22 protein-coding genes are annotated in these 26,856 nt (G+C 60.5%); 19 read left to right on the top strand and 3 right to left on the bottom strand.

The genetic code is table 11. The features are described from left to right. The first annotated feature begins 195 nt into the window (after positions 1-195). From hisD to priA, 6 genes are all read left to right on the top strand, one after another. Positions 196-1,596, top strand: coding sequence for a histidinol dehydrogenase (gene hisD / locus BBDE_RS07625; RefSeq protein ID WP_033489041.1), 1,401 nt, complete (start codon positions 196-198; stop codon positions 1,594-1,596). Next, on the top strand, positions 1,593-2,768 hold the full coding sequence (locus BBDE_RS07620) for a histidinol-phosphate transaminase (RefSeq protein ID WP_003839370.1): 1,176 nt from the start codon (positions 1,593-1,595) through the stop codon (positions 2,766-2,768). Before hisD ends, BBDE_RS07620 begins: the two co-directional genes overlap by 4 nt. A 26-nt stretch (positions 2,769-2,794) precedes the next feature. After that, positions 2,795-3,394: an imidazoleglycerol-phosphate dehydratase HisB gene (gene hisB / locus BBDE_RS07615; protein ID WP_003839372.1), complete on the top strand. Its 600-nt coding sequence runs from the start codon at positions 2,795-2,797 to the stop codon at positions 3,392-3,394. Beyond that, entirely contained in the window at positions 3,394-4,086 is a 693-nt protein-coding gene (locus BBDE_RS07610) for a hypothetical protein (protein ID WP_003839373.1), read from the top strand. The genes hisB and BBDE_RS07610 overlap by 1 nt, the downstream gene beginning before the upstream one ends. Before the next feature lie 41 nt (positions 4,087-4,127). After that, positions 4,128-4,775 carry an imidazole glycerol phosphate synthase subunit HisH gene (gene hisH, locus BBDE_RS07605; RefSeq protein ID WP_003844594.1) on the top strand — a complete coding sequence of 216 codons (648 nt, stop codon included), beginning with the start codon at positions 4,128-4,130 and terminating at the stop codon, positions 4,773-4,775. 85 nt (positions 4,776-4,860) lie between these two features. Next, the gene (priA, locus tag BBDE_RS07600) at positions 4,861-5,586 is read left to right on the top strand and encodes a bifunctional 1-(5-phosphoribosyl)-5-((5-phosphoribosylamino)methylideneamino)imidazole-4-carboxamide isomerase/phosphoribosylanthranilate isomerase PriA (protein WP_003839376.1); all 726 of its coding nucleotides are present in this window, start codon (positions 4,861-4,863) and stop codon (positions 5,584-5,586) included. A 17-nt stretch (positions 5,587-5,603) separates the two neighbouring features. Here the strand turns inward: priA and eccB are convergent, their stop codons facing one another. Both eccB and BBDE_RS07590 read right to left on the bottom strand, forming a co-directional pair. Next, positions 5,604-8,141, bottom strand: a complete 2,538-nt coding sequence (gene eccB, locus BBDE_RS07595) for a type VII secretion protein EccB (protein WP_003839378.1) — start codon at positions 8,139-8,141, stop codon at positions 5,604-5,606. A 34-nt stretch (positions 8,142-8,175) separates the two neighbouring features. Next, the gene (locus BBDE_RS07590; RefSeq protein ID WP_003839380.1) at positions 8,176-9,492 is read right to left on the bottom strand and encodes an EsaB/YukD family protein; all 1,317 of its coding nucleotides are present in this window, start codon (positions 9,490-9,492) and stop codon (positions 8,176-8,178) included. Between the two features lie 523 nt (positions 9,493-10,015). Here BBDE_RS07590 and BBDE_RS07585 point away from each other — a divergent pair. From BBDE_RS07585 to glnA, 12 genes are all read left to right on the top strand, one after another. After that, positions 10,016-10,327: a WXG100 family type VII secretion target gene (locus tag BBDE_RS07585; protein WP_003839382.1), complete on the top strand. Its 312-nt coding sequence runs from the start codon at positions 10,016-10,018 to the stop codon at positions 10,325-10,327. A gap of 39 nt (positions 10,328-10,366) precedes the next feature. Next, positions 10,367-10,654 carry a WXG100 family type VII secretion target gene (locus BBDE_RS07580; RefSeq protein WP_003839384.1) on the top strand — a complete coding sequence of 96 codons (288 nt, stop codon included), beginning with the start codon at positions 10,367-10,369 and terminating at the stop codon, positions 10,652-10,654. A gap of 104 nt (positions 10,655-10,758) precedes the next feature. Then, positions 10,759-11,190: a hypothetical protein gene (locus BBDE_RS07575; RefSeq protein ID WP_003839385.1), complete on the top strand. Its 432-nt coding sequence runs from the start codon at positions 10,759-10,761 to the stop codon at positions 11,188-11,190. 49 nt (positions 11,191-11,239) lie between these two features. Then, positions 11,240-12,877, top strand: coding sequence for a S8/S53 family peptidase (locus tag BBDE_RS07570; protein WP_003839387.1), 1,638 nt, complete (start codon positions 11,240-11,242; stop codon positions 12,875-12,877). A gap of 51 nt (positions 12,878-12,928) precedes the next feature. Beyond that, the gene (locus tag BBDE_RS07565; protein ID WP_003839388.1) at positions 12,929-14,365 is read left to right on the top strand and encodes a hypothetical protein; all 1,437 of its coding nucleotides are present in this window, start codon (positions 12,929-12,931) and stop codon (positions 14,363-14,365) included. Between the two features lie 38 nt (positions 14,366-14,403). Continuing rightward, positions 14,404-15,522 carry a hypothetical protein gene (locus tag BBDE_RS07560; protein WP_003839390.1) on the top strand — a complete coding sequence of 373 codons (1,119 nt, stop codon included), beginning with the start codon at positions 14,404-14,406 and terminating at the stop codon, positions 15,520-15,522. A 17-nt stretch (positions 15,523-15,539) separates the two neighbouring features. Continuing rightward, positions 15,540-16,403: a hypothetical protein gene (locus tag BBDE_RS07555; protein ID WP_003839391.1), complete on the top strand. Its 864-nt coding sequence runs from the start codon at positions 15,540-15,542 to the stop codon at positions 16,401-16,403. A 59-nt stretch (positions 16,404-16,462) separates the two neighbouring features. After that, positions 16,463-16,879: a hypothetical protein gene (locus tag BBDE_RS07550; RefSeq protein ID WP_003839393.1), complete on the top strand. Its 417-nt coding sequence runs from the start codon at positions 16,463-16,465 to the stop codon at positions 16,877-16,879. Further along, positions 16,866-18,071, top strand: a complete 1,206-nt coding sequence (locus BBDE_RS07545; RefSeq protein ID WP_228369690.1) for a hypothetical protein — start codon at positions 16,866-16,868, stop codon at positions 18,069-18,071. Before BBDE_RS07550 ends, BBDE_RS07545 begins: the two co-directional genes overlap by 14 nt. Further along, on the top strand, positions 18,071-19,060 hold the full coding sequence (locus BBDE_RS07540; RefSeq protein ID WP_228369689.1) for an FHA domain-containing protein: 990 nt from the start codon (positions 18,071-18,073) through the stop codon (positions 19,058-19,060). The genes BBDE_RS07545 and BBDE_RS07540 overlap by 1 nt, the downstream gene beginning before the upstream one ends. Next, positions 19,050-22,994, top strand: coding sequence for a type VII secretion protein EccC (locus BBDE_RS07535; RefSeq protein WP_003839399.1), 3,945 nt, complete (start codon positions 19,050-19,052; stop codon positions 22,992-22,994). The genes BBDE_RS07540 and BBDE_RS07535 overlap by 11 nt, the downstream gene beginning before the upstream one ends. A gap of 58 nt (positions 22,995-23,052) precedes the next feature. Continuing rightward, positions 23,053-24,390, top strand: coding sequence for a type I glutamate--ammonia ligase (gene glnA / locus BBDE_RS07530; RefSeq protein WP_003839401.1), 1,338 nt, complete (start codon positions 23,053-23,055; stop codon positions 24,388-24,390). A gap of 120 nt (positions 24,391-24,510) precedes the next feature. On the opposite strand, the gene BBDE_RS07525 is transcribed toward glnA, so the two are convergent. Beyond that, positions 24,511-25,425 (bottom strand): hemagglutinin, encoded by a 915-nt coding sequence (locus BBDE_RS07525; protein WP_228369688.1) that lies wholly within the window; start codon positions 25,423-25,425, stop codon positions 24,511-24,513. Between the two features lie 164 nt (positions 25,426-25,589). On the opposite strand from BBDE_RS07525, the gene BBDE_RS07520 reads away from it, so the two are divergent. Continuing rightward, complete coding sequence (locus BBDE_RS07520; protein ID WP_003839404.1) at positions 25,590-26,810, top strand: MFS transporter; 1,221 nt, start codon at positions 25,590-25,592, stop codon at positions 26,808-26,810. The last annotated feature ends 46 nt before the right edge of the window (positions 26,811-26,856 follow it).

The raw sequence follows: 26,856 nt of genomic DNA, 5'->3' as shown, positions 1-26,856 counted from the left end.
AATCACTGTTGATTGCTATGCAAACTAGCATCGCCATGTAACGCCGCCGCCGTAACACATCGTGGCATGACCACCCTTATGATCATGGGGTCCGGGGTGGTCGGCCGCGCTCATGGGGCGGGAATGTCTCACAATGCGGCTGAACGTGAGATTTCTGACAGGTCTCGTGACCCGACGTTGTTACGATGGGGCGTTATGAGCGAAGAAAACTATATGCGAATCATTGATCTGCGTGGTAGGAAGCTGACCCGAGCCGAAATGCTGGATGCTATGCCGCGTGCGGAGATGGGCACCAACGAGGCCACTGAACTCGTGCAGCCGATTCTCGACGACGTGAAGGCCCGCGGCGCTGCGGCCCTTCGCGATTTCGCGGAGAAGTTCGACCATATTCGCCCCGAGAACCTGCGCGTGCCTGTCGAGGTCATGAAGGCCGCCGTCGACGAACTCGACCCGGAGGTGCGTGCCGCCATCGAGGAGTCCGTGCGCCGTTCTCGCGCCGTATCCGCCTCCCAGGTACCGGCCCCGTTCCACACCGATCTGGCCGAAGGAGCCCGTGTGTCCGAGCGCTGGATTCCGGTGCAGCGCGTCGGCCTGTATGTGCCGGGCGGCAAAGCCGTGTATCCGAGCTCCGTCATCATGAACGTGGTGCCGGCACAGGCCGCAGGCGTCGAATCCCTCGCCATCGCGACCCCGCCGAGCCGCAACAATGCCGACGGTCTTCCCGACAAGACCATTCTCGCCACCTGCTCCATCCTTGGCGTAGATGAAGTCTATGCGGTCGGCGGTGCCCAGGCCGTGGCCATGTTCGCCTACGGTGCCAAGGGCTCCGAGCCGCAGGACGGTGAGATCCTGTGCGATCCGGTCGACAAGATCACCGGTCCGGGCAACATTTTCGTGGCTACCGCCAAGCGTATGGTCTCCGGCATCGTCGGCATTGACGCCGTCGCAGGTCCGACCGAAATCGCCATCATCGCCGACGGGGGTGCCAATCCGAGCTGGCTTGCCGCCGATCTGATCGGCCAGGCCGAACACGACGAGCTTGCCGGCTCCGTGCTCATCACCGACAGCGAGGATATCGCCGCCAAGGTGCAGGAGAATCTCAAGTACCGTGTGCCGCGCACCGAACACGCCGAACGTGTCGAAACGTCGCTGCGCGGTCGTCAGTCCGGCATCATCCTCACCGACGGCATCGAACAGTCCATCGACGCGGCCAATGCATACGCGGCCGAGCACCTCGAAATCCAGACCGCCGATCCGGATGCCGTCATCGCCAAGATCCGCAATGCCGGTGCCATCTTCCGCGGCCCGTATTCCCCGGTGCCGCTGGGTGACTACATGTCCGGCTCCAACCATGTGCTGCCGACTTCCGGCACCGCACGTTTCGCCTCCGGCCTCGGTGTACACACCTTCATGAAGCCGGTCGAAGTCATCGAATACGACGAACAGGGCCTGAAGACCCTTGCCGCCCGTGTGAATGCCTTCGCCGTTTCCGAAGATCTGCCGGCGCACGGTGAATGCGTGCTCAGCCGTTTCATTGACGATCCGTACGACAAGGCGACCATCACGGAACAGGAAGAACGGGCGGGCCTGCGATGAGCGAAACCTCCAGCAATGCGATTCCGGCATATCTGCCGCTGCGCAACGACCTGATCGGTGAGGAACCGTATGGTGCTCCGCAGCTTGACGTACCGGTATGCCTCAACGTCAACGAGAACCCGTATGCGCCGGAACCGGCCGTGGTCGAAAGCATCGCGCAGCGTGTCAAGGAGATCGCCCCGACGCTCAACCGCTATCCGGATCGCGAGCATATCGCGTTGCGTCAGGCGTTCTGCGACTACCTCAAGAAGGAATCCGGCGTCGATCTGGTCGTGGATCAGCTGTGGGGCGCCAACGGGTCCAATGAGATCATGCTGCAGCTGTTCCAGGCTTTCGGAGGTCCGGGACGCATTGCCCTGGGCTGCGATCCAACGTATTCCATGTATCCGGAATATGCGCGTGACACCTTCACCCGGTGGAAGGTCGCACACCGCAATGCGGATTTCTCACTGAACGCCGAAAACGTCATTGAGGCCATTCATGACGTCAAGCCGGCCATGATCGTGCTTACCAGCCCGAACAATCCGACCGGCACGCCTCTTGCGATGGATGACCTGAAACGTATTCTCGAGGCGGCCAAGACCGCAGAGGTCGTCGGGGCCGCCGAAGGCGTGCATCCGGTGGTCGTGGTGGATGAGGCCTATGTTGAGTTCCGCGATCCGGGCACGCCGACCGCGCTCGAACTCATCGACGAATACGAAAACCTCGCCGTGAGCCGTACCATGAGCAAGGCCTTCGCCTTCGCGGGTGCACGTGTCGGCTATCTCGCGGCCAGCAAGGGCATCATCGACTGCGTGCGTATCGTGCGCATGCCGTATCACCTGTCCGCAGTAACCCAGGCGGCGGCCTTGGCGGCCTTCGACCATACCGATGAGCAGCTCAGCCGTGTGGCTCACCTGCGCGAAATCCGCAATGCCACCGCCGCATGGCTTCGCGAGCAGACCTACAAGGGTCGGCCGCTCGAAACCGCTGCAACGCAGTCCAACTTCATTCTCTTCGGCGGTCATTTCGACAATCGCGAACGCGTTTTCGACGAACTGCTCAAACGTGGCGTACTCATCCGCGTGGTCGGCCCCGACGGTTGGATGCGCGTATGCATGGGTACCGACGAGGAGATGGCGCGTTTCCGCGAAGCGTTGGTCGAAGTGCTGCGTATTGTGGAACAGGACTGAACCATACCAATAAAGGAGTCGCAACCATGGCGCGTACCGCAACCATCGTTCGTGAGACCAGCGAATCCAAGGTTGAACTGAGCCTGAATCTCGACGGCACCGGCAAAACCGACATCGACACGTCGGTGCCGTTCTATAACCATATGATGACCGCGCTCGGCAAGCATTCGCTGATTGATCTGACCATCAAGGCGACCGGTGATACCGACATCGACGCGCATCATACCGTGGAAGACATCGCCATCGTATTTGGCGAGGCGTTGAGGCAGACGCTTGGCGACAAGCGTGGCATCCGTCGCTTCGCCGATGCCACCGTGCCGTTGGATGAGGCGCTGGCCAAGGCGGTAGTCGACATCTCCGGCCGACCGTACTGTGTGTGCAGCGGCGAGCCGGAAGGCTTCGAATATTGTATGATCGGAGGCCATTTCACGGGTTCGCTCGTGCGCCACGTCATGGAATCCATCGCCAACCACGCCGGCATCTGCCTGCATCTGCAGGTGCTTGCCGGTCGTGATCCCCATCATATTGCCGAAGCCGAATTCAAGGCACTGGCACGTGCGTTGCGTTTTGCCATCGAACCGGATCCACGTGTGGACGGCATCCCCAGCACCAAAGGTGCTCTGTGATGAGCGACAAGGATTTGAATCCGGACGATTTCAACGCCGATGACATGCATTTCAGCGAGGAGGAGCTGGAAGCCGCCATGGCGGGATTCGAACGCGAGTTCAACGAAGCCGAAGCGGCCAAGCAGCGGGAATCGCAAGCGGAAAAGACCGATGACGACAGCGATGCCGCCGACGTGCTGAATGCGGCGCAATCCTCCCTCCAATTCGAGGATGAACTGCAAGGTCTGCTCGGCAATCGTGCGAAGACGGCGGTGATCATAACTCGGCTGACCTCGCCGCAACTGCTTGCCGCCTTCTGCCAGATTTCCGACATCTCCGCGCAATGCGTCGGCTCCGAGCAAGGCGCCGTCGCCATACTGCGCAATCTGGATGGCGACGGTCCCGAGGCGGCCGCCAGGGATATCACCACGGTGGTGGCCGGTATGCCGGTGATCCTCGCGGTGAACCGTGCGGACAAGCTTGAGGCGACATTGTATGTGGAGGGCGAATCCGGCCAGACCTTCGCGCCGCCGGTGCTGTTCACCTCCACCGCATCGTTCGTGGAAGACCTCATGCTCGGTATCACCGATCTGGATGGTCTCAAGGATTCCGGTCTCACCATTGTGGATTCGGCTGACCTTGACCGTGACGATGCCATGAAGGTCATCGCCGAGCATACGAGATTCGGACGCGGCGGTGCCGCCATCGAATAGCTTTTCGGACAACCGGACCAATCGAACGAAGGAGAATGCCCATGACTTCCGTTGTGGTTTTCGACTATGGTTTCGGCAACGTGCGCTCCATGGTGCGTGCGTTGGCCAATCTTGACATTGATGTGACGCTCACCTCCGACCATCGGCAGGCGCTGGAGGCCGACGGTCTCGTGGTGCCGGGCGTGGGTGCCTTCGCGGCCTGCATGGAAGGCCTCAGAAGCGTCGGAGGCGATATGGTAATCAAAGATCGCCTCCGTGCCGGCCATCCCGTGCTCGGCGTATGCGTGGGCGAACAGATCATGTTCGAACGTGGTATGGAACATGGTGATGGCGAGCCCGGTCTTGGCCTGATCAGGGGAGACGTGGAATTGCTCGACGCCGACGTGGTGCCGCACATGGGTTGGGATACCGTCGAAGCTCCGGAAGGCTCCGTACTGATGAAGGGCGTGGAACACGAACGGTTCTACTTCGTGCATTCCTTTGCCGCAATGGGTGCTGCACCGGCCGACATGTCGACCGACCAGATCGATTTCGGCGGTGCCGAGGAACATGTGACCTGGTGCACCTATGGTCGCAGCCGTTTCGTCGCCGCCTACGAACGCGGGCCCCTGTTCGCCACGCAGTTCCATCCGGAGAAGTCCGCCGAAGCCGGTGCACAACTGTTGCGCAATTGGATCGCGACATTCTGATTGTCCATTCGATCGTCGGCGATTTTCCGTGTTCTCCTTACCGTCGCCGACTGTAGAACGCTGATTTGAGAAGAGAGGTAATGACATGTCTTTGACGTTGCTCCCCGCAGTCGATGTTCGTGACGGCAAGGCCGTGCGCCTGCGTCAGGGTGAATCCGGTTCCGAAACCGACTACGGCTCCCCGTTGGAAGCCGCCCGCACATGGGTGGAGTCCGGAGCGCAGTGGATTCATCTGGTCGACCTCGACGCGGCCTTCGGCACGGGCGATAACCGCGATCAGTTGAGCGCCATCGTCAGGGAGCTTGGCGATAAGGCCAATATCGAAATGTCCGGCGGCGTGCGCGATGACGCCTCGCTTGACGCGGCCCTCGAAGCCGGCGCGGCCCGCGTGAACATCGGCACCGCGGCGCTTGAGAATCCGGATTGGACCGCATCCGTGATCGGCAAGTACGGCGATCGTGTGGCCGTCGGCCTTGACGTTCGAGGCCATACCCTTGCCGCCCGCGGTTGGGTGAAGGAAGGCGGAGACCTGTTCGAGACCATGAAGTTCCTCGACGCTGCCGGTTGCTCGCGGTACGTGGTCACCGATGTGGCGCGCGACGGCATGATGAGCGGTCCGAACATCGAGCTGCTGCGTGAGGTCGCTGAGCGCACCGATGCCAAGGTCACCGCATCCGGCGGTATTTCCACACTCGATGATTTGCGCGATATCAAGGAACTCGCCGAGCTTGGCGTCGATTCCGCGATTCTCGGCAAATCGCTCTACGCCCGTGCCTTCAGCCTTGAGGAAGCGCTCGAAGTCGCACGGTAGGCATCGGCCTGAACACGCTACTTCTTGGCTGTACGTCTGCGCATCGCGAGCAGCCAGGAAGTAGCGCACATGCAGAGCACCGTCACGGTGGTGACGCCGGCAATGATTTTCATGGTGGCGTCCGAGTCGTGTCGTCTGTGCAGTATGAGCGGCTTGTCCGACGATGCCGTGCCGCCGTGCCGCATTGCCGCTTCGCCGTTGAGCCGTGGACCGCGCAGAGTGTCGGATAGGGACAGTGCCAAGGCGTTCTGCGGATCCATGATGCCCCATCCGATGGTGGTGTTGCGCTGATCGGAATGAGGACGATTCGCCGAGACGAGGATGCGCTGCCTCCACTGGGCCGGTGTCTCACTCGGGTATCGTGCGGCGATCAGTGCCGCTTCGGCGCTCACATAGGCGGTAGCGAAGCTTGTGGATGAGGCGTCCGTAGCGAACACGCAATCCACGCCTCCCGGGATGGTCGATGCCGTCATCATGCCCGGTGCCGCAACGTCCACCTGATCACCGTGCACGGAATCCTCAGTGACGTTCAAGTCGGTGTTCAGCGCGGTGACGCCGACGACCTCGCCGTAAGCCGCGGGGTAGCGTGCACCGTCCTTGGTACTGGTGGAAGTCAGCCGGTTGCCGGCGCTGGCGACAATGAGGCTCCCATGCGATTCCGCATATTGCACGGCCTGTCTCATCTGCGGAATGTCACGGGTGTCGCTTAACGAGATGTTGATGATCTGCGCATGATGGTCGACTGCGTATATTATGGCCTGACTGACCGTTTCCATGGATGGTGCGCCCGTTTGCCGACCATTTTCCTCACGGATGTTCTCGAATACCCGGATCGGTAGAATGGTGGCCTCCGGTGCGAGTCCTTGCACCGAGGATCCCTGTACGTTGCGGGCGGCGATGATGCCGGCCACGGCGGTGCCGTGACTGTAGGTGTCGGTCGTGCCGTTGGTGGGATCTTCCTGAAGGTAGCTGACACCTGGAACCACGGCGTCTTTGAGATGAGGATTGTCCACATCCACACCCGAATCGATGACTGCGACGGTTACGCCTTTGCCGGTGGATTGTTGATGCAGGGTGTCAGGATCGAACAGATCATTGGTCCACGGGCGTTGCGTGATGTAGTTCTCGACACCCGCCTGGCACTGCTCCTGCCCGTCCGCGACGGCGGCGTCGACCGACATGCCTTTCGATTCGGCGGAAACGGTCGGAGCCGAGCCTGCCGCCGCGGTGGTGAGTTGCACGCCTTGGGGGAACACGTCGATCCATGCGCGCGGAATGGTGCGAACGTCATTGCCGGAATAGCCGAGCCGCTTGAGTATTTCCTCGGAGGTCTCGGGGACGGGGTAAGCCGTACCCGTGGAGTCGATGGCGAATACGGTTCCTTTGTCAGAGGTTCCTATCGCCGCCCGGACCAATGCTCCCGCTCCGTCTCGCATGGTTACGGAATCGGAATGACTGCCGTCTGTGGAAGCTCCATAATCGCCGGTGACGGCCAGTTGCGCATGCGATGGGGTCGCCTTACCGGAGGAATGCAACGGATATACGGCGCACGCCGATGACCTGCCTTGCGCCGAAACGAGTGCGTCGACCGGCCAGGTGTCGGGAATCACCGATGTCGCGGAATTGGAGAAGTACTGGAAATCGGTGGCGCTGAGCGTACGTGGCTGCGTGAGGCGTTCCGGTTTTCCGATGATGTACAGACCGTAGGTGAAATCGCTGAGGGCGGACAGGGATCCGTCCGGCATCACGACGTATCTGGTCTGTCTGGCATCCCCCTGTTGCTGTACCACACCGCCGACCGTCACATCGACGCCATGCATGCCGATAATCTCACCTTCATTGTGCAGGGCGATGGGTTCCATGGCATCGCCCTGCTCGAACAGGTTGATCCACTGCGTGGTGGCGGTGATGACGGCCGTCTGCGGTATGCCAAGCGCTCTCAGATAGGCGTCGCGTGACGTCGGTTCGGAGGGGAGTTGGTATCGATGGGATCCGGTGACCAGATAGTCGATGCCATCCACGGAAGCGACTATGGCCTCGCGTGAGGTCTGTTTTCTCGCATTGGCGTTGCTGACGATCGTGTCGAGACCATGCTCGGAAGTGCAGCTGCGGATGGATCCGGTGATCAGATTGTCACGGTCCGGCAATGAGTCCGGTGCGCCGAGAATGCCTATGGTGGAACCGATGGGAATGCCCTTGAGCTGGTCATCGGCAACGGTGAGCACTTTGAAATCGGATGAGGGGATCAACAATCGTGCGCTGATGGCGTTGATGACGGGATGCAGCGTGCCGTGGGAGCTGACATAGCGTGCCGCAGAGCCTTTGGCCACGATGAGTTTGTTGTTCTCCCAACCGGATGGCAGCGAAGGGCTGATGATGCCGTAGAACATGCTGATGAGCATGGCGATGATGGTAAGGCCCACACCGACTATCACCGGAGTCTGGTTCTTCTTCGGCATCAGCTCCACGCCGTCCGGAATGCCACTGGTGAATGCGGTGACCAGACGACGCCGTGAATAGCTTTGCGCTTCGGAAAGATCCTTCTTATCTGCCATGACAACATCCTTTATGCGGCAAGAGCGACGAATATCACAGGGTGATCGCCAGATAGGCGAGTGGCGGAAGCATCATGATGCATAGGGTTTCCGCTGCATCGGCCATGCGGGTGGCGAATAGCGACCGTCTGCGTGTGACATGCGTGAACACGATGGTCGCCAAAGCGCAACACAGCATCAGCATGGTCAGGGGAATGCTGAATTCCGGATGCATGCGCACGCTCATCAGGCCGGTGCATATGATGCCAAGACCTGCAGCGCTTACGGTAACGCACATCTCACGCAACGTATGAATCTGGCGCGAGTCAAGCAGCATGGCGAGGAATGCGACCAGGCATATCACCGCCCCGAGTGGTGTACTGAGAGAGTTGAGCAATGGCATGGCGATGAGCAGCATCGTGGCGACGCTCACCCGTCCGATGAACAGCATGGTGGAGCCGGTAATGTAGCGTTGTTTGACCTCGGCGTAATCGATCGGTTCCGGCAGGGCGAAGATTTCCGCATCGCTATGAGGGCTTTGCACGCTGATGCGGGCGAACGACAGACACATCCAAGGCAGTGCATTCGCAGCCAAGGCGGCGAACATCGTCGCAATGATCCAGATGTTCGCCATCCATGAAGGCAGCAATGTGGAAAGTATGCCCGGAATGGCCGCCAACAGGCCGATGATGATCGGAATGAAGCCATAGGGTCGTGTGCTAGGGGCGGCGACGGCCATCAGGCATCCCGAAACCAGCAGTCCTGCACTGGCTCCGACCAGCGGCAACGTGTGAAACGCCTGATCCGGTACGAGGTACGAAGCCAGTTGATAGCCTCCCACCGCGGCGAAAACGCTTGCGGTCAGTCCGATGACGGTGGCCTGTACGGTCATGGTCTTGCCGTGCAGCAATGCAGCCAAGGCGATCAGTACTACGGAAAAGCCGATGCCAAGCGCGGCGTTCCATATCGAAACGGGAAACAATGCCAGCCAGCCGGCACTGATGGCGAGCATGCCCACGCTGATGAGCAATGAGGTGAGCGTGGTGTGATCCTTGGTCCAAGGACGGTAGACCCGTTGCACACTCGCGCCGACGGCTTCGACCACGTCGTCATACACGATGTCCGTGTCGACTGACGCGCCGGGCTCCAGCGTAAGTACGCTCCGATCGGATACATGCTGTTCCGCGAAAGTTCGTGAGGGGGAGAGCGGTTCCCCGTCAGCGGTAATCAATCGGTATCCGCCATACACGATGGAGGGGTCCAGTACGCCGAGCCTGCGGGCGATGTCCGGAAGAAGATCCGCAACGATCGGTCCGTCCGAGACCGTGAGCGTAATGGTACGGGTGTTATAGGCGATCGTCAGTCGCAGCATGTTCGCACTGGGAACGTGCGGTAGGGGAATGGGGGCCGCCGATCGTGGACGGACAGGGGGATCATACGGCATTGCACCCGCTTTGAAATTCATATCTTCTATCTTTTCTCTCGCAAAATTCCGTATGTGACAAATCTATATTTATGACTACTGATGTGAAATAATATAGACTCCTTCTGTAAAAATCCACCGAGGATGACTCTTGATGAAAGTACGGGGGTATATCGCATATACTGCCGAAAACTTTTAATCAATCATGCAAATGATGTAAAGTTTTTTGGGGACGACAAAAAACGCGGAAGACGTACGGTTAAGAGATTGTGTTGTAATTGAGAATTTAGCTATATTCGGATAGGCATATTTGATATAAAAGGGGTTTCTTTTATGGAAAGTACGGGGGTATACAATTGCGAAATCCGTAGACTTAAATTACTCTGAGAAGAGTCGTTGCATTGATGGGGGCATTGCTGTCATCCAGTGTGACGCGAATAAAGAATGGTTCTCTACGGGAGGGAAACGAAACATGGCGGAAAAAATCAGAGCAGAGGAAGGCGCCATTGAAAAGGGCGCCGCTGCGGTTGAAAACGCACGACTCGGCATCGATAACCGCATTAAGGATATCGAGTCGAAGATGGCTGAACTTGGCTCATTCTGGAGCGGCGATGCCGCCAACTCCTTCAACACGCTGATGATGAGCTGGCAGGAGAAGGCCAGCGCCCTGAACCGCATTCTTAACGATCTGCGCGATAATCTGCGCGGCACCGCCAAGGATCAGGCCGCGAACGAGGAAGACAACCAATCCCGCACGTCCAAGTTGCAGTCCCTGCTGGGCTGAAGGACGAGAAACATAGACAAGCTGTAAGGAGAAACAACAATGGTGAGCTCTTTTTCCGTTCGTCCCGAGCAGGTGGATGTTCTTTCCGCCGATATCGCCAATGATGCCAAAGGCATCGCTCAAGAACTCGACAATCTCGACACCCAGGTGAAGTCCTTGATCGAGCAATGGGATGGTGCGGCCCGTGAGGCATACCATCAGGCCCAGCGTGATTGGAACGGCAAATTGCAGGAGATGAACCAGATTCTGGGGCAGATCTCTCAGGCGACCTCGCAGATCGCCCAGCAGTATGTCGAGTCCGACGCCCGTTCCGCGGGACGCTTCTAAAACATCGGGATTCGGTGAGGTCGGGACATCCCCGCACAGGGTGGGGCATCCCGACCTCACCGCCTCGTATGCAATCGATGACATGATGGGAAGAAGGGGGACAGATGGTTGAAAAAGTCAGCCTGCAGCCTGAAACGGTGCAAACCCAGGCGAAAGATTTGAACGACATGGGAGAGGATGTACGGGACGCCGATGCCCAATGGAAGGGTGCGACGCGCGGAAACGCCAACTTCTTCGAACAGATGCTTGAGAAGGATCTCAAGCGGTCCGCTCTGGCGTTCCGGCAATCCAGGGAGCGTCTTCACGAGGCGGTGCAGGAGTATGCACAGCGGCTGAGCACCACTGTGGACATCTTCACCAAAACCGAGGAATCACAGATGGATGCCATCAATGACGCCCAAGCCAAGGTGGCGGCGGCGCCGTCCGCGGATTCCACCGGACATGCTTCGGCATCCGGGATGGCGAAAATCATCACGTTGGATGAGTCCTCTTCGGACGGCGGGTCGGTGTCCGCCGGTTCGTCGTCTTCCGAGTAGGGGTGGTGCTGTGATGGTGCGGTTCGGGCGTCGGGGGCGGTTGCCCGGTATGGTGTCGGCGTTGACGTCCTGCCTGCTGTGCGCGGGCCTGTGCGCGGGATTGTGCGCGCGGACGGCGGCGGCGGACGGGACGGTCGACTGGCGCATCGAGGACATGGGCGTGCGCGACGCGTGGGATGCCGGACTGACGGGCAAGGGCGTGAAGGTCGCGGTGATCGACGACCAGGTCGTGCGGGACTATCCGGCCCTGGCGGACGCGGACGTGACGTACAGGCTGGCGCTCTCGCATGGCGACTCGTGCCACGACGTATACGACAAGAACCGGGTCATGTCGAAGCGGGACATGACGCTGGGCACTGCCGACGGGTTCAACATGACCCATGGCACCCACATGGTCGCCCTGATCGTGGGCAACGGGAAGGGCTATGACGGCGGCGCCGGCATCCAGGGCATCGCGCCGGACGCGTCGGTGATCGCCTACCCGTATAACTTCGCCATTACCGGCTCGCTCGGCGGATTCTCGAACTTCGATGCCTGCGTGGATGCCGACGGGAACAGTGTCGACCAGCTCGTATCCAGTGTCACCGACGCGGTGGATTCGGGCGCGCGCATCATCAACATGTCGTTCCTGGACGCGGCGGACTGGGACTATTACCGGGCGGCCCTGCATGCGCTGCGCCATGGCGTGATCTTGGTGAGCGCAAGGGACAACTCCACCGAAGCGGGCCTGTACGACCTGGTGGGCGAGCCGACCTCCAACAATTATTTTCCCGGGACGGTGACCGTCAACTCCCTGGCGCGGGACGGCACGGTGTCGGCCACATCGGATGTCATGGACGGCAACGTGTCGATCCTGAGCCCCGGGGCCGACACGCTCGTATACGGCTTCACCAACCGGCGCGAGCTCTCCCTCGGCGATGGCGGCACGTCGACCGCGGCGGCCGACCTGACGGGGTATCTGACGTTGGCGGTGCAGAAGTGGCCTGAGGCGACGGGCAACCAGATCCTGCAGTCCTTGGTGCGCAATACGAAGGGTAACGATTCGGGCGAGGCACGGCTGGACGAGGAGCATCGCACGGGGTTCGGCGCGGTGGACCTGCCGCGCCTGCTGTCGGTCGACCCGACGGGCTATCCGGACGTGAACCCGCTGCTGGAGTGGGCGGTCAAAGCCAGCGAACGGCACGAGGAGACCAAGGGCATGTACACGGAGCATCCCGATTGGACGGACGCCACGTTCGCGGAGAGCGACCCGTTCTCCCCGAGCGGCGAGAAAGTCACCTGCACGACGGCGTGCACACTGGTCGGCCGGGAGTACCGGCGCCAGGCACGGGCGTGGCGGAAGGTGGAGCAGTGTCGCAGGGACGGCGGTTCGGATTGCATGCGCTGGTCGGCGACCGCCACCGCCGACCAGGCGGACAGGCAGGCGGACGCGGACGCGGATGCGGGTTCGTCGGCGTTGCCGGGATGGGTGGTGCCGGTGGCCGGCGTGGCCGCGCTGGTGGTGGTCGGCGGAATCGTGGCGGCCGTGGTGGCGCGGCGTCGTGCCCGTGGCCGGCGCCGGCCACCGCAGGGGCCGGCCGCCGCAGTGGGTGGCGGGCCGGCGTATCCGTCCGGGGGCCCGCCGGTGCGGTATCCGCCGTCCGCCGGCCCGCCGGCCCAACAGCCGCCATTGCCGCCACGACGGTAGGCCAATCGTAATTGAACAACATCTGGAAAACGCATTCAGGAAAGGACGAATATGGCCTTTAAGGAAAAATCAACGGGCAAAAGCAACTATGAGGAACTGCTGTCGATGATTGCGCGGACGACCCAGTGGGAGTTCCCGGATGAGATCACACGGTTCTGCGATGCGATGGACAAGGCCTCCGACGCATTGAGGCGTGCTGGGACCGTACTGCAGGAGGATGGCGTGTTCGAATGCAGCGCTCGTGACACCGCATTGGCATGTTCCGACCGGATCGTCCAAAATATCAGCGATGCCGATTTCACCACCCAGGCGAAGCGAATCCGGCAGCGTATCGAAACGTTCAACGATGTCATTTGCGAGGCGCAGAACGTTCGTCTTCCCGGTGACAAGTTGAGCAAGGAATCCGAGCAGGCCATCATGAACGCCACCGAGCCGATGGACTGGATCGTGCCGGGACTTGGCACCGTGACGGGGGTTATGGGGATCGCCGGTGCGAATTTGATCTCCCGGATGCTTGCCAGCAACCGAGAAGAGGAGGCGAAAAAAGAATACAAGCGACTGATAGGAAAGGTCCGAGGCGGAGTGCCTCGGGTTGATTCTTTTCACGCGGTTGATGTGAATGGGATCTGGCCGGCTCCCTCCACCGATGGCTCCAAGGACAAGGCAATCGGGGATTCCCCCCTTACCAATGGGTCGAACAACAAGGGATCGGGCGGTGGCCTGTCCACCATCGGTGCCGCAGGTGCGGGTGTCGGCGGCGGTACCGCTGCCGCAGGCGTGGCCGCAAAGGGCGCCGTTTCGGATTCCGCCAATGCCTCCGCCACGGCTTCGAATGCCGGCCTGTCCGCCGCCGGTATGTCGGGTGGGACGGGCCGTTCCAATGTGCCGGGATTCGATGGAGTCGGAAGCGGTTCCCGCTCGGACGGGCTGGTGTACGATCCGGCGACCGGCAGGTGGGCCTACCGCAAGGACCACATGTCGGTCGATGGCGGCATGGACGGTCTGAACGGTGCGGGCTCGCTGCATGGTGGCCTGGGGCGTACGGCGATGGCGGCCAGCGCCGGCGTGGGAGTCGGCAGCACCTTGGCTGCGGGGCGTCTCGCGAGCTCGGGTTCGTCCATGGGTGTACTCAGCGGTGGTGCCGGCGGCGCCGGCGGTGCGGGGTTGGCCTCGCTGAGCGTTGCTGGCATGGGATCGTATTATGCGAACGAGCCGGTGCGGGCAACCGCCGTATCCTCATCGATCAAGGGCGCCACCGGCATGGCAGCGGGTCTGCCGAGAACCGGGTCGGCATCTTCCGCGGAGGCGGCTTCCACGCGTGGCATGACTCCGGCGATGATGGGTGCCGGGCGTGGTGCCTCTTCGAGCAAAGGTGACAAGCGCCATAACACGTTGGGGTATATCGCACCGACGATTGAAGACGACGACGAATTCATTCCCAAGCCGCTCGCAGCGATGGCAGGCCATCGCAAGCGCTCGGGCGAGTGACCGAAACCACTGGAAGAGAGAGGAAGGGGAAACCGCTTATGGCATCACAATGCATACTTTACAATCCTGACGATCTGGCTAAAACGGCGCAGGCATACCAGGAAGCCTCCAACGGGTTTGCTACGGCGAAATCCGCATTCGTGAAGACCGGAGCCGGCAACCCCGGCTTTGGTTTGTTCATGATGGCGTTATATCCTCCATATATTGCGTGCAAGATTGCGACGCAAGGGTATCTGGGCAATATCGGGCAGATGGCGGAAAAGCTGTCCACGGCGTTGCAAGGCGCATCGGAAGACAGTCAGCAGGTCGAATGCAAGTGCCAGGACCGGATCGATAACCTGCAAAAGCAGATTGATGAACACGGCGAACGCCTTACGGCACTCGAGAACAAGCAACATGACAGCGACGTCATTGGCGGTGGTGCAGGCGGTACCGGCACCGTTGGTGGCGGTGACTCGGCCGATTCTTCCGGCGCCTCCGGAATGCACAGCATTTCGACACCGGCACAGGGGTCGTCAGCGGATACCTCGACGAGCGAAACCGACGATGCGCGGACTTCATATGCTCCGATCGCCACCGCGAACGGGGCCGGTTCCGGTACACGGCAAGGTGCGGGAGCGGCCGATGCCGTGCAGCCGACCGACCAGAAGACCAAGGACACCATCAACACCGTCGGCATCGATACCAATGGTGACGCCAAGGATGATTATTCCCTGAACCTTACGGGGGGTGACATCCATGCGACGGTATTGGAGGACGGTTCCATCAAACTGTCCAAACGGGACTCCGCATCCGTGCCGATGCCTCCCGGGACCAACGCGGGGAAATCCGGCTCCTTCAGCATCGATGCCGACCACGATGGCAAGGATGATGTTTCCATGACTCCCGATGCGGGTGCGGACGCCCGCATCAGCATATTCGACAAGGACGACTCCAAATATGCGGCCATCGATTTCGACAATGATGGCGACTATGACGCCGCGGTGCGCATCGGCGACTCCGAGATGGCGCGTGAGGCCATGCGTAAGGAGACGGAGGAATCGGTGTGGCGGTCCATCGCGGCCAAGGATCCGCTAGGCAGAACAGCCGACGAATTGAAATCGCTGTATCAGGACCGCGACATCGTGGAGCTGCCTCAGCGCAGTGAGATCAAATAGAAAGGAGGCGTCGTATCATGACTGATTCCTCATCGGAGCCAACATACTCATGGGCGAAAAGGGTAAACGACAATAAGGGACTTTTCGAATCCGCCGGAGCGATCGCAAAGCAGGCTTTGGAATCGTCTCAACAGGTTTCGGCGGCGGGATCGGCTGCCGAAAAGGGCCTGACGGAGAAGATTCATGGTGGTTTCGCCAAGGCGCGCATTGCCATTACGGCGGTTGACGCGTTATGCAAAGCCATCTTCGGATACAGTCCCGTCGATGAGTGGATCAAGAAGCCGTTCTTCGGTGATTGGGATGATCTGCGTGCCACCGCCAACCAATGGCGGGCGTTGGCCGAATCGCTGAGTGCGCTGCAAAGTGCCGTGCGCAACGTCTCCTCCAATGTCGATGAGACGTCCTGGTCCGGCAAGGCGGCCGATCTGTTCGTCATTCGTAACAATAGCCTTGCGGAGACTGCCGGCAAGGGGCCGCAGCCGTGCCTCGAAGTGGCGCAGGCGCTGGAGGCCCTGGCGGATGAGGTCGATGGAACGTTCGACATGGTCATGGACGGAATCGAACTGCTTATCGAACTGCTGGCCGCGGATGCCGCCGAATTCAGCATACCGGTTGTGGGACCGCTCGTCGGAACCGCCCAAGCTGCGGTCGATGTCGGGGTGGCGATTGACTTTGCCGTGAAAGTGACGGAATATATCGCCACGTTGTTGGGAGCCATCGCCGATTTCGTCGGGGTTGCATCCACCATGGTGAATCTGACGAGCGAATCCCAGTCGGCATTGGACCAGTTCGGTACCGGAAGCGGCGGTGCCAGTGGCGGCAGCGCCACCGCTGGCGGCGGTGGCGGCTTTGGCGGCGGCGGTGGCGGCGGCGCATGGTAGGGCCGCTCGTGTAATGCCGATATTCATGCCATGTAATTGCACAATATAGAAGGAGCGCCATGGGAAACGTGGATATTGAAATTTTCATGCAACGTCTGGATGCGATTTCCGCTCGACGCAAAGCGATGCAATCCGAGCTTGCCCGAGAGAGGCATCGCGTCGACGAACTGATCGCCGAACGCAGGAAGAACATCGAGGAGCGGCGTCGCAAAGGCGACAACGGTCGTGCTTGGCAGGTGCTGCAGCAGCGCATCGACATGGGCGAAACCTGTGAGAGCGACATTCTTTCGGGCATCGACAAGTCCCCGGAGGCGCGTGAGGTGCGCGGGTATGCCGGCAAGCTGGCGGGCTATATGCGCGATTATGTTGAGGATGTGGATGATCCGGACAACGAAGCCGCTCAGGGACGCGTCAAACTGGACGAACAGATGAAGCGTCTGCATGATCTGGAATCGCGACTGAATGCCCAGGCATGATGGTGGTGCGGCATCCGCACCATCCGCGGAATCCGTCAGGCGGGGCGGTCATGGCGGCGCGCGGCCGGTAGTGCAGCGGAGCCTGGATGGTGTGGCTCTCGCCAGTGCCGCATTGTTCGGTTTCGTCGCGGTCGTCGCACTGACGGCATCCTTGATGTCTCCGTCCGTGCAGGAGCAGGCGCGTGATACGCCGATGGTCCTGTTCGCCGGAATGACGCTGGCGGTAGCGTTGTGTGACTGGCTATGTCTGAAAGGCATCCGTGACCATGACCGTGCCATGTCGTTGGGCGCGTTCGCGTGTTCGGTGATGCTGGCCGTATGCGGTGGCGCGGCGGCCTCATTCATGATTCGATGCACGCAGCCGATGACGGCCGGTGCGCTGTTCGCATCCTGCTACGTGGCTGTGAACATGACGCTGATGATGGTCCTTGTCGCCGATCCGACCATCGGAGGGGCAATCGTTGCTACGTTTGCGTCGTCGGTGCCCTTGATGCTGATATGCGCCGTCGCACTGATCCATACGCTGCATGTGCGGTTGCTGGCCGGTTTCGTGCTGACCGTGGCGGTCTGCTGCCTGCAGATGCTGCCCAATATCGTGATGCATGTGCCGGACCGCTATCTGGTGGAATGGCGCACCTACATGACTCGTCGTTGGACGGTACGCGGCGGTATTCCGGAAAAGTCCCGCGTACTTACACGGGCCGATGTACATGACGACATGCAGACGTTTCTGGCACGGTATTCCACCGGTTTCACGATATGCATGATGCTGATGTTGCTGACATATGCGATAGTGGCCGATTCCTGTGCGTTCGACCAGCCGTATGATCGCATCGGCTTCCTGACGCTCAGTGCCGCGCTGTTCCTGTTCCTCACCCTGAAGCCACGTCAGTCCGGTCGTCCCTTCGAACGATACCTGATGCGCCTTGGCGGTGTCACCGTGCTGCTGATCTGGTGCATGCATATGCCGCATGCGCTGCCGGATTGGGGGCAAGCCTTGCCGTTGGCGTGCATGCTGACCGTTGGCGCGTTGGGATTGACCATGGCATTCGGCATGCTCGCCCAGCATGGCGGATTCCATTCGCTCGCATTGTCCCGCATCGGCGACGTACTGTGCTTCGCCTCCATGATGTGCACGCCGCCGGCGACGTTCTTCGCCGTCGGCGCCTTGGAATTCATAAGGGGGTTATGATGACCGCCTCGACACCGATCACTCGTTTTCGCCCGGCCGACGCGGCCAGACAATGTGAGGCCTCCTTCATTGATTTGGGATTCGTGGTGGCGTGCGCGGGTGTCGCCGCCCTGATCAGCCACGACATCACGGTGACGGCCATGATTGCGCTTGAAGCGGTGGCGGTGCTTGCAGTGGGTGAAGGTTCCCGAGGCATAACCCCGGGCAATATGATGCTCGGGCTGCGAACGGTCCGGGTCGAAGGCATGCATGATGCCACAGCCGGGGTGCTTCCCGCCGGAATGGGACGCATCCTCATCAAATACTGCATGTTGATCGCCTCACTGCTGGCTGCATTCGTAGGGCTCCCGATAGTCATGTGTTCGCCGCTGTTCTCCGGGAACGATCTCAACCAGGGATGGGCGAACAGGCTTGCCTCGCTGGCAAGCGTCGATATCCGCCAGCCCATCGTCGTACAGGCAAGGGCACCGCGTCAACGGATCGCCATGGCGGATGAGTCGAACCCATCCATACCACGGACGGTGGCAAGAAGACCATCCTCGTTGCCTACGGTCGCTTTGCCCCCTCACCCCAAGCCGGCTCCGGCAGCGCCGGCGGTACCGGCCATGCCGGTACCCGTCGCACCGGCACCACACATCATCATCTTCTTCGAAGACGGTTCCAAACAATCGCTCGACATCCCCTCCACGCTGGTTCTCGGCCGCAGGCCAGCAGCACAGCAACCGGAAGACGCCGTGCTCGCGGTACCGGACCACACCGGCACCGTATCGCGTAGCCATGCACGACTTGAAATCACCGAGGATCATCTGTGGATCACCGATCTAGGCAGTACCAACGGAACGAAAGTCGTCAACGAAAACGGCGAGGAAACCAGGTTGAAGGCGCGGCAACGATTCCCCATCCACACCAGAAACCGCATTTTCCTAGGTGACATGGGATGCAGCATCATCATGTCGACAAGCAGGAGGAAACACGCTCGTGAGCGCTGAAGAAACGCAGGCCAGCAGACTCGAAGGCCCGAAAACGCCCAAAGGCAGGGTCGTGCTGCAACCTCCGCCGGAACTCGAGCCCAGCGATGGCGTCAACACGCTGCTCACTTCGCTTGTGCCGTTGCTGGGCGCCATCAGCGCCATGGTCATGATGCTGATGACCAATTCAGGACTGACCGGCATACTCACCGGCGGCATGTTCATGGTCTCGTCATTGGGATTCGTGGTGGTCAATGGTTTTCGCCAGCGTTCACAACGCATGGCCAACCTGACCGCTTCACGCAGGGAATACCTCACCTATCTGACCGGACTGCGAAAAACCGTACGCGCCGCAGGCCGCAAACAGCGTAACGCGGCGCTCTGGAACGCGCCATCGCCGCAATCCCTGACGGCGCTCGCGGAAGAACCGGAACGTCGCTGGGAACGCATCCCCGCAGACGAGGACTTCATGGTCCTGCGCTGCGGCACCCAGGAGGTGCCGCTCTGCCTCAAACTCGAATCGCCCGAACTGCCGCCCTTGGCGCAGCTTGATCCCGTTTCGGCCTCGGCGGCGCATCGATTCATGCTGGCGCATCAATCCCTGCGCAACATGCCCTACACCATAGATATGCGTGCCTTCAAACGTGTGGAGCTCCTGGGCGACATCGAGCATACGGAGGCGCTCGCCCGCACGCTGGTCTGCCAGGCGGCCGTATGGCATTCGCCGGAACATCTGCGTGTGCTCGTGCTGACTTCCGTCGAACATGCGGGCCGATGGGATTGGATCCGCCTGCTGCCGCACTCCCACACGCTTAACGAGGAGTTCGATGAAGGGTGGAAAGGCGCGTCTTCGACACCTTCCGACCTGAGCCGGTTCATGGTGACCACCAACACCCACATGGTCGACGGCCTCGTTGGGGATGATGTGGTCAACCGCAATCGATACACCGGTGATGACGAGATATCCCCGCATGTGATCGTGATCAACGACGGTTTCGATCGCGACACGCTCGCCAAGGAGACCCGACTGTTCTCCTCGGATGGACTCGGAGGCGTCACCGTCATCGACATGCCCAGTCAATGGGGCGAACTCGAAGAGGACGATGTGCTACGAGTCCTCTTTTCGCAGGCCGTGATCGAAGAAGGCCTGAACGTGCTCGAAAGCCACGGTGCCGACATGGTGGAGCTTTTCTCAACCACCATCAAGCCGATACGAATCGAACCGGACGGACTGACGGTGGGTGAGGCCCTCGCCGTCGCGCGTCGCCTCGGCGATGCGCCATCGCAGGAACGCTCCGACAACGGCGCGCAATCCGCAAATGCACGAAAGAAATCCTCCGAACTGCCGGATCTGCTGGGCATCAGCGACATCCGCAACATCAATCTGAACGCATTGTGGGCATATCGGACGGGCAAGGAACGGCTCCGCGCACCGATCGGCCTGTTCGATGACACCAGCACCGCGTATCTCGACATCAAGGAGATGGGTCAGCGCGGCATGGGCCCGCATGGCGTGCTGGTCGGTGCGACCGGTTCGGGCAAATCCGAGGTGCTGCGAACGCTGGTACTCTCCCTGGCCTTGAGCCATTCGCCCGATCAACTCAATTTCGTGCTCATCGATTTCAAAGGCGGTGCGACCTTTGCGGGAATGGACGGCATGCCGCACATCTCGTCCATCATCACCAATCTTGGCAGGGAGGCGTCGCTGGTCGACCGTATGGAAGACGCCTTGGACGGCGAGATCAACCGCCGTCAGGAGCTACTGCGCGATGCCGGCAATCTGGCGAACATCACCGAATACGAAGATGCCAGAGTCAATGGCGGGCGTACCGATCTGAAGCCGTTGCCATCCTTGCTGGTGGTGGTGGATGAGTTCTCCGAACTGCTCAAAGCCAAGCCGGACATCGTACAGTCCTTTGTACGCATCGGCGCGGTGGGCCGCTCACTCGGCATACACCTGCTGATAGCCTCGCAGCGTCTTGAACAAGGCAAGCTACGCGGTCTGGACGAGCATCTGTCCTATCGCATCGGTCTCAAAACGTTCTCTGCCTCCGAATCCCGGGCGGTGCTGGGCATTCCGGACGCCTACGAACTGCCGAGCCTACCGGGCATCGGCTACCTGAAGTCCCCGGACGGCACCATCACACGATTCCGCGCATCCTACGTTTCCGGCGCACCAAAGGATCTTCCGGGAGAGACCACCACATTCCAATATGCCGTCGAACAGATGCGCGGCAAAGGCACGCCGGCCCACGTGGTGTGGCTACCGCCGCTGATCACGCCGAATTCCCTCGACGACTTCATGCCCGACCTGACCGTCACCGAACAATATGGTTTGATCTGCCCGAGCTGGAGGGCCCGCGGCACGTTGCTCGCCCCATGCGCGCTTGAAGATCGGCCTCGCGAACAGAAACGCGAAATCATGGCGCTCGACCTATCCGGTGCGGGAGGTCATGTGGCCGTGGTGGGCGGACCCCTCAGCGGCAAGAGCATGATGCTGCGCTCCATCGTCGCATCGCTGGCATTGACGCATTCCCCGCTGGAGACGCAATTCTACGTCATCGACTGCGGCGGCGGTACGTTCGCTTCCATGGAAGCCCTGGAACACATCAGTGGCGTGGCTTCCGGCAACGAAGAGGAGAAAGTGCGCCGTACGCTTGCCGAAGTCTCCGGCATCATCGACTCCCGCGAACGCTTCTTCAAGGAACGGCGCATCGACGGCATGGACACCTATCGTCGGCGTCGCGCCGCGGGACAGGTCGATGACGGGTATGGCGATGTATTTCTGGTCATCGACGGCTGGGGAGTGTTCCGTAACGATTATGAAGAGTTGGAAGCCAAGGTGCAACAGATTGTCGCACGCGGTCTGACCTTCGGCGTGCATGTGTTGCTGAGTGCCAACCGGTGGTTGGAGATTCGGGCCAATATCGGCGATCTGCTCGGCACCAAGCTTGAATTGCGCCTCGGGGATCCAGGTGATTCCCAGATCGATCGCAAGATCGCCGCCACCGTGCCCAAGGGGACTCCGGGCCGTGGCCTGAGCATGGCGAAACTGCACATGCTTGCCGCGTTGCCACGTATCGATGGTGGGCACGACGCCGCTACGGTGGGCGACGGCATCGCCGATCTGATCGCCAAGGTGCATGCGGCCTGGAAGGGTAGGCCGGGCCCGAAACTGCGTCTGCTGCCTACGAATCTGCCGTATGCCGCGCTCGCTGACGCCGTGGCGGGGCAGGACGTCTCCGGAAGTCTCACCCATGGCAGGATGGTCATCGGCATCAATGAAAACGCCCTCGCTCCGGTGGTGTTGGATCTGCATAGGGAGCCGCACTGCTACCTGTTCGGGGATTCCGGCTCCGGCAAGTCCACGTTCCTGCGATTGGTGATCAACGAGATCGTGCGTGGATACCCGGATGGCAAGGCGAAGATCTTCATGGTGGATTATCGGCGCGCCAACCTCGCCCAGATTCCGGACTCGCATATGGGAGCATACCTGACCAACGACACGATGGCCACGGAACAGCTTGCGGAGCTCGCGGATTTCCTGTCGACCCGCATTCCGGGGCCGGACATGACCGCCGAGCAATTGCGCAATCGTTCGTGGTGGACGGGCTCGGAAGTCTATGTGCTGGTGGATGACTATGATTTGGTCGCGACCAGTCGAAGCAATCCGTTGCGTGCGTTGGTGCCGCTTCTGGCGCAGGCCGGCGATCTGGGGCTGCATGTCATTGTGACCAGGCGTACCGGCGGCGCGAGCCGTGCCATGTATGATCCGGTATTGCAGTCGTTCCAGGATCTTGGCATGCCCGGCATCCTGTTGTCGGGCGATCCGAACGAAGGCCAGCTGATCGGCAGGGTCAAGCCGGTGAGGGCCGTGCCGGGCCGTGCGCAGATCGTCACGCGTGACGAAGGGCTTTTTGTGGCGCAGCTCGCCACGCTTGCCATCAAGGAGTAGGAGCGGCACGGCGCGTGTTAACGATGTTCGTAACATGCGCATGGAACGATGATGCATTATGGATAAACAGCAAGAGTTTGCGCTGCGCACCGTCGAGGAACGCGACGTGCGCTTCATTCGCCTGTGGTTCACGGATGTGCTGGGAACATTGAAATCCGTTGCCATCGCACCTGCGGAACTTGAGGCCGCATTCGAGGAGGGGCTCGGATTCGACGGTTCCGCGGTGGAAGGTCTGACGCGCGTGTCCGAAGACGATATGATCGTCAAGCCTGACCCGTCCACCTTCCAGATTCTTCCATGGCGCGGCGGTCCACAGGGTACCGCGCGCATGTTCTGTGACGTGCTCACCCCTGATGGAGAGCCGTCGCTGGGGGATCCGCGTCATGTCCTCAAGCAGGCCTTGGCCAAGGCCAAGGAGCGGGGCTTTACCTTCTACGTGCATCCGGAAATCGAGTTTTACCTGTTCGAGAAGCAGGACGATTGGTCCAAGTCGCCGACGCCGATCGACGAAGGCGGATATTTCGATCACGTGCCGCGCAGTCCAGGCATGGACTTCCGTCGTGCCACCGTGAACATGCTCGAGCAGATGGGCATTTCGGTGGAATACTCGCATCATGAGGCGGGTCCCGGTCAGAATGAGATCGATCTGCGGTATGCGGATGCGCTCACCACGGCCGACAACATCATGACCTTCCGTACCGTGGTCAAGGAGATTTCGCTGGAGCGCGGCATCCACGCCAGCTTCATGCCGAAACCGTTCTCCGACGCTCCGGGCTCCGGCATGCACACGCACCTGAGCCTGTTCGAAGGCGACGCCAACGCGTTCTATGAGGCCGGTCAGGAATTCAACATGTCCATGACCGCCCGCCAGTTCGCCGCCGGCATCCTGTACCATGCGGCGGAAATCTGCGCGGTCACCGACCAATACGTCAACTCCTACAAGCGACTGTGGGGCGGCGCCGAGGCGCCGAGCTACATCTGCTGGGGGCACAACAACCGTTCCGCTCTGCTTCGCATCCCGCAATACAAGCCGGGCAAGGGCAACTCCGCACGTATGGAGTTCCGTGCGCTCGATCCGGTCGCCAATCCGTATCTGGCGTATTCCGTGCTGTTGGCCGCAGGCCTTGACGGCGTCGATAAGCAGATGCAGTTGGGCGAGCCGACCAGCGACGACGTGTGGGAGCTCACCGATGCCGAACGTCAGGCCATGGGCATTCAGCCGTTGCCGGAGTCACTTGACGAGGCGTTGAAGATCATGGAGAAGTCCGATTTCGTGGCCGGAGTGCTCGGCGAGCATGCCTTCGAGTATTTCCTGCGCAACAAGCGTCAGGAGTGGGAGGAATATCGTCAGCAGGTCACGCCGTACGAGCTGAAGAAGTATCTGCCGAAGCTGTGATTGCCGGGCGGCTCGCGTTTACGACCGTAAGCGTTTGATCGAGGAGGTCCGTCATCCGATCTGCTTGGATGACGGACCTTTTGCATGCGGTCCTCGTGCGCCGCCTCCCGTTCGGAAGACCTAGCCGCGCGGATTGCCGAACCAGCTCGAATAGATGATGGCGAAATTACGGTTGCCATATGACGAACAGGCGTCGCCTTCTCCGGCCCCTGCCTCCAATGCGGCCGTATTCGGCTGATATGGCGTGTAGATGTACAGCAGTGCGGTCGCCTTGTTTCCGATATACACGTTCGTGCCGCCGCATTCGGCATTCGGATGGTACTGGATGTAGTTGAGAGCGCCGGCATGGTAGCCGTAATCGTCTTCATGCTGCACGTAGTACTGGTATCGCTTGGCTGCGCCGTACACCTGTTTGAAGAATCCCGCATATTCCGGATCGCAGTTCGCATCGTCCGGGCAACTCAGGCCCATCGCAGACTTGTACTGGAAGTCGCTCGGGTCGGTGGCGGTGAGCAGATGCTGCTCCTTCTGCAGTACGGTGAGCAGCACTTTCTGGCTTACCCCGCAGGCCTTGCCTGATTTGTAGATGATCGCCGCGGCGCTTTCGTTCCTGCCGCCTTCGTATGCCTCGCAGTATTCGTTGGCCGACTGTGATTCGGTATCGAAGGTCATGGTCTTGAGGCACCGTTCGCCCGAACATGCCGCTCCCTGCTCCTCGATGAAGGATCGGACCTGTGCTTCGCTCAAAGCGTTGCCGTTGAAGAACTGCCCGTCGGAGATGATGTTGCCGGGATTGAAATCGTATTGCGCCTGCAGCTGATTCTGCGTCTTCTCGGCCTGTCCGACTTCCACACGCCAGCTGACGAAGCGCACCAGACCCACGACCAAGGCGATTGCGATGATGATGACAAGCAGCGTCCTGCAGAGCATACCGACTCGTTTCCTGAGGCCAGCCTTTTTCCAGGTGTTGCGCAAGGACCTGAGATGGGGGAGTCTGCGCCGAGGGTTACGTTTGCGACGTTTTGTGCTTGTCATTGTGCCATATTGTAGCGCGCCAGCCTAGGGTCGATTTCGTAAGTTGAATGAACATAGTCAGCATGTGGAATTCGGATGCGTCGAAAGGGTGGAAAGGGTGCAGGGCCCGTCTAAAGTTGGCAATCGTTTCGTGATATGCAGAACGATTGACGAGAGAGTGACGTATGACGCACAACGTGAAGAAGGACCGATTTTTCAATCTTCCGGTGACGATTCTCGTGGCCTTGAGCTTCATGCTGGGCATGAGCGAGTTCATCATGGTCGGCATCCTGCCGGATATCGCGGCCGGACTGAAGGTATCCGAAGTGACCGTAGGTAATCTGGTTTCGTTATTCGCGCTTGTCTACGCACCGGTCACGCCGCTCGGCTCGGCCTTGTCGGCGCGCTTCCCGCGCTTCGCCACGCATCTGACGCTGGTCGGCGTCTTCCTGCTCGGCAACGTGCTGTGCGCGTTCGCGCCCAACTATGGCGTGCTCGTCATCGCGCGAATCCTCATCGCACTCGTCTCCGGTACGCTTGTGGCCATTGCCATGACGTACGCTCCCGATGTGACGACGGAACGATATCGCACGAAATTCATCGCATGGGTGTTCTCCGGCTTCTCCATCGCATCCGTCGTGGGGGTACCGGTCGGCACATGGGTGGCGAACGTGTTCGGCTGGCGTTGGGCGTTCCATCTGGTCAATGTGCTCACTGTCGTGCTCATCGTGCTGATGGTCATCGTATTGCCGCGCAACAGCCATATCGTGAAGATCGGCTTCCTGCCGCAGTTTCGCCTGTTCTTCGACCGGCGCATCCAGCTCGGCGTGCTCGATGTGGTGTTCGGTGCGGCCGCGAGCTACGTGTTCTACACGTACCTGACGCCGATCATGCGCGACGAGGTGCATGTGCCGGAACGGTATTTGAGTGTCGGACTGGTGATTTTCGGCGCAGCCTGCCTGTGGAGCAACCTATACGGCGGCAAGCTCGCGGACCGGGGCAGAGGAGTGGAACCGCTGACGCATATCCGCCCGATCTATTGCGCGCATGCGGTGCTCATGGCGTCGCTGATCGCGGCACATTGGGTGCCGGTGTACGGCGCGCTGCTGCTCGTGGTACTCGGCATGTTCATGTACTTGCAGAACTCTGCATCGCAGGTGCTGTATATGGATGTCGCCTCGCAGTCGCATCCGGGATCGTTGAACCTTGCCGCGTCGCTCAACTCCATGTCGTTCAATATCGGCATCGCTCTCGGCTCCGCTGTCGGCGGCGTGGTCAACGGCCATGTCGGTCTGATGTGGCTCGGCCCCGTCGGCGCGCTGTTCCTGTTGTGCGCCATCACCATCACCACAATGCTGCGCCCGTTCGTCGCACGTGAACGTGAATTCTACTCGCGTGGCAAATAGCGCCGAGTGAGCGGAACTCACGTTCCCGTCTCGGTCAAAGACCGGG

It is taken from the genome of Bifidobacterium dentium JCM 1195 = DSM 20436 (assembly GCF_001042595.1).
Classification (GTDB): Bacteria; Actinomycetota; Actinomycetes; order Actinomycetales; family Bifidobacteriaceae; genus Bifidobacterium; species Bifidobacterium dentium.
Note: the sequence above shows the minus strand (reverse complement) of the source record. Positions and strands in the feature narration are given on the sequence as shown.

Coding starts and splice junctions, on each gene's coding strand:
- hisD (WP_033489041.1), top strand. CDS start 196: ATGAGCGAAGAAAACTATATGCGAATCATTGATCTGCGTGGTAGGAAG.
- BBDE_RS07620 (WP_003839370.1), top strand. CDS start 1,593: ATGAGCGAAACCTCCAGCAATGCGATTCCGGCATATCTGCCGCTGCGC.
- hisB (WP_003839372.1), top strand. CDS start 2,795: ATGGCGCGTACCGCAACCATCGTTCGTGAGACCAGCGAATCCAAGGTT.
- BBDE_RS07610 (WP_003839373.1), top strand. CDS start 3,394: ATGAGCGACAAGGATTTGAATCCGGACGATTTCAACGCCGATGACATG.
- hisH (WP_003844594.1), top strand. CDS start 4,128: ATGACTTCCGTTGTGGTTTTCGACTATGGTTTCGGCAACGTGCGCTCC.
- priA (WP_003839376.1), top strand. CDS start 4,861: ATGTCTTTGACGTTGCTCCCCGCAGTCGATGTTCGTGACGGCAAGGCC.
- eccB (WP_003839378.1), bottom strand. CDS start 8,141: ATGGCAGATAAGAAGGATCTTTCCGAAGCGCAAAGCTATTCACGGCGT.
- BBDE_RS07590 (WP_003839380.1), bottom strand. CDS start 9,492: ATGCTGCGACTGACGATCGCCTATAACACCCGTACCATTACGCTCACG.
- BBDE_RS07585 (WP_003839382.1), top strand. CDS start 10,016: ATGGCGGAAAAAATCAGAGCAGAGGAAGGCGCCATTGAAAAGGGCGCC.
- BBDE_RS07580 (WP_003839384.1), top strand. CDS start 10,367: ATGGTGAGCTCTTTTTCCGTTCGTCCCGAGCAGGTGGATGTTCTTTCC.
- BBDE_RS07575 (WP_003839385.1), top strand. CDS start 10,759: ATGGTTGAAAAAGTCAGCCTGCAGCCTGAAACGGTGCAAACCCAGGCG.
- BBDE_RS07570 (WP_003839387.1), top strand. CDS start 11,240: ATGGTGTCGGCGTTGACGTCCTGCCTGCTGTGCGCGGGCCTGTGCGCG.
- BBDE_RS07565 (WP_003839388.1), top strand. CDS start 12,929: ATGGCCTTTAAGGAAAAATCAACGGGCAAAAGCAACTATGAGGAACTG.
- BBDE_RS07560 (WP_003839390.1), top strand. CDS start 14,404: ATGGCATCACAATGCATACTTTACAATCCTGACGATCTGGCTAAAACG.
- BBDE_RS07555 (WP_003839391.1), top strand. CDS start 15,540: ATGACTGATTCCTCATCGGAGCCAACATACTCATGGGCGAAAAGGGTA.
- BBDE_RS07550 (WP_003839393.1), top strand. CDS start 16,463: ATGGGAAACGTGGATATTGAAATTTTCATGCAACGTCTGGATGCGATT.
- BBDE_RS07545 (WP_228369690.1), top strand. CDS start 16,866: ATGCCCAGGCATGATGGTGGTGCGGCATCCGCACCATCCGCGGAATCC.
- BBDE_RS07540 (WP_228369689.1), top strand. CDS start 18,071: ATGACCGCCTCGACACCGATCACTCGTTTTCGCCCGGCCGACGCGGCC.
- glnA (WP_003839401.1), top strand. CDS start 23,053: ATGGATAAACAGCAAGAGTTTGCGCTGCGCACCGTCGAGGAACGCGAC.
- BBDE_RS07525 (WP_228369688.1), bottom strand. CDS start 25,425: ATGACAAGCACAAAACGTCGCAAACGTAACCCTCGGCGCAGACTCCCC.
- BBDE_RS07520 (WP_003839404.1), top strand. CDS start 25,590: ATGACGCACAACGTGAAGAAGGACCGATTTTTCAATCTTCCGGTGACG.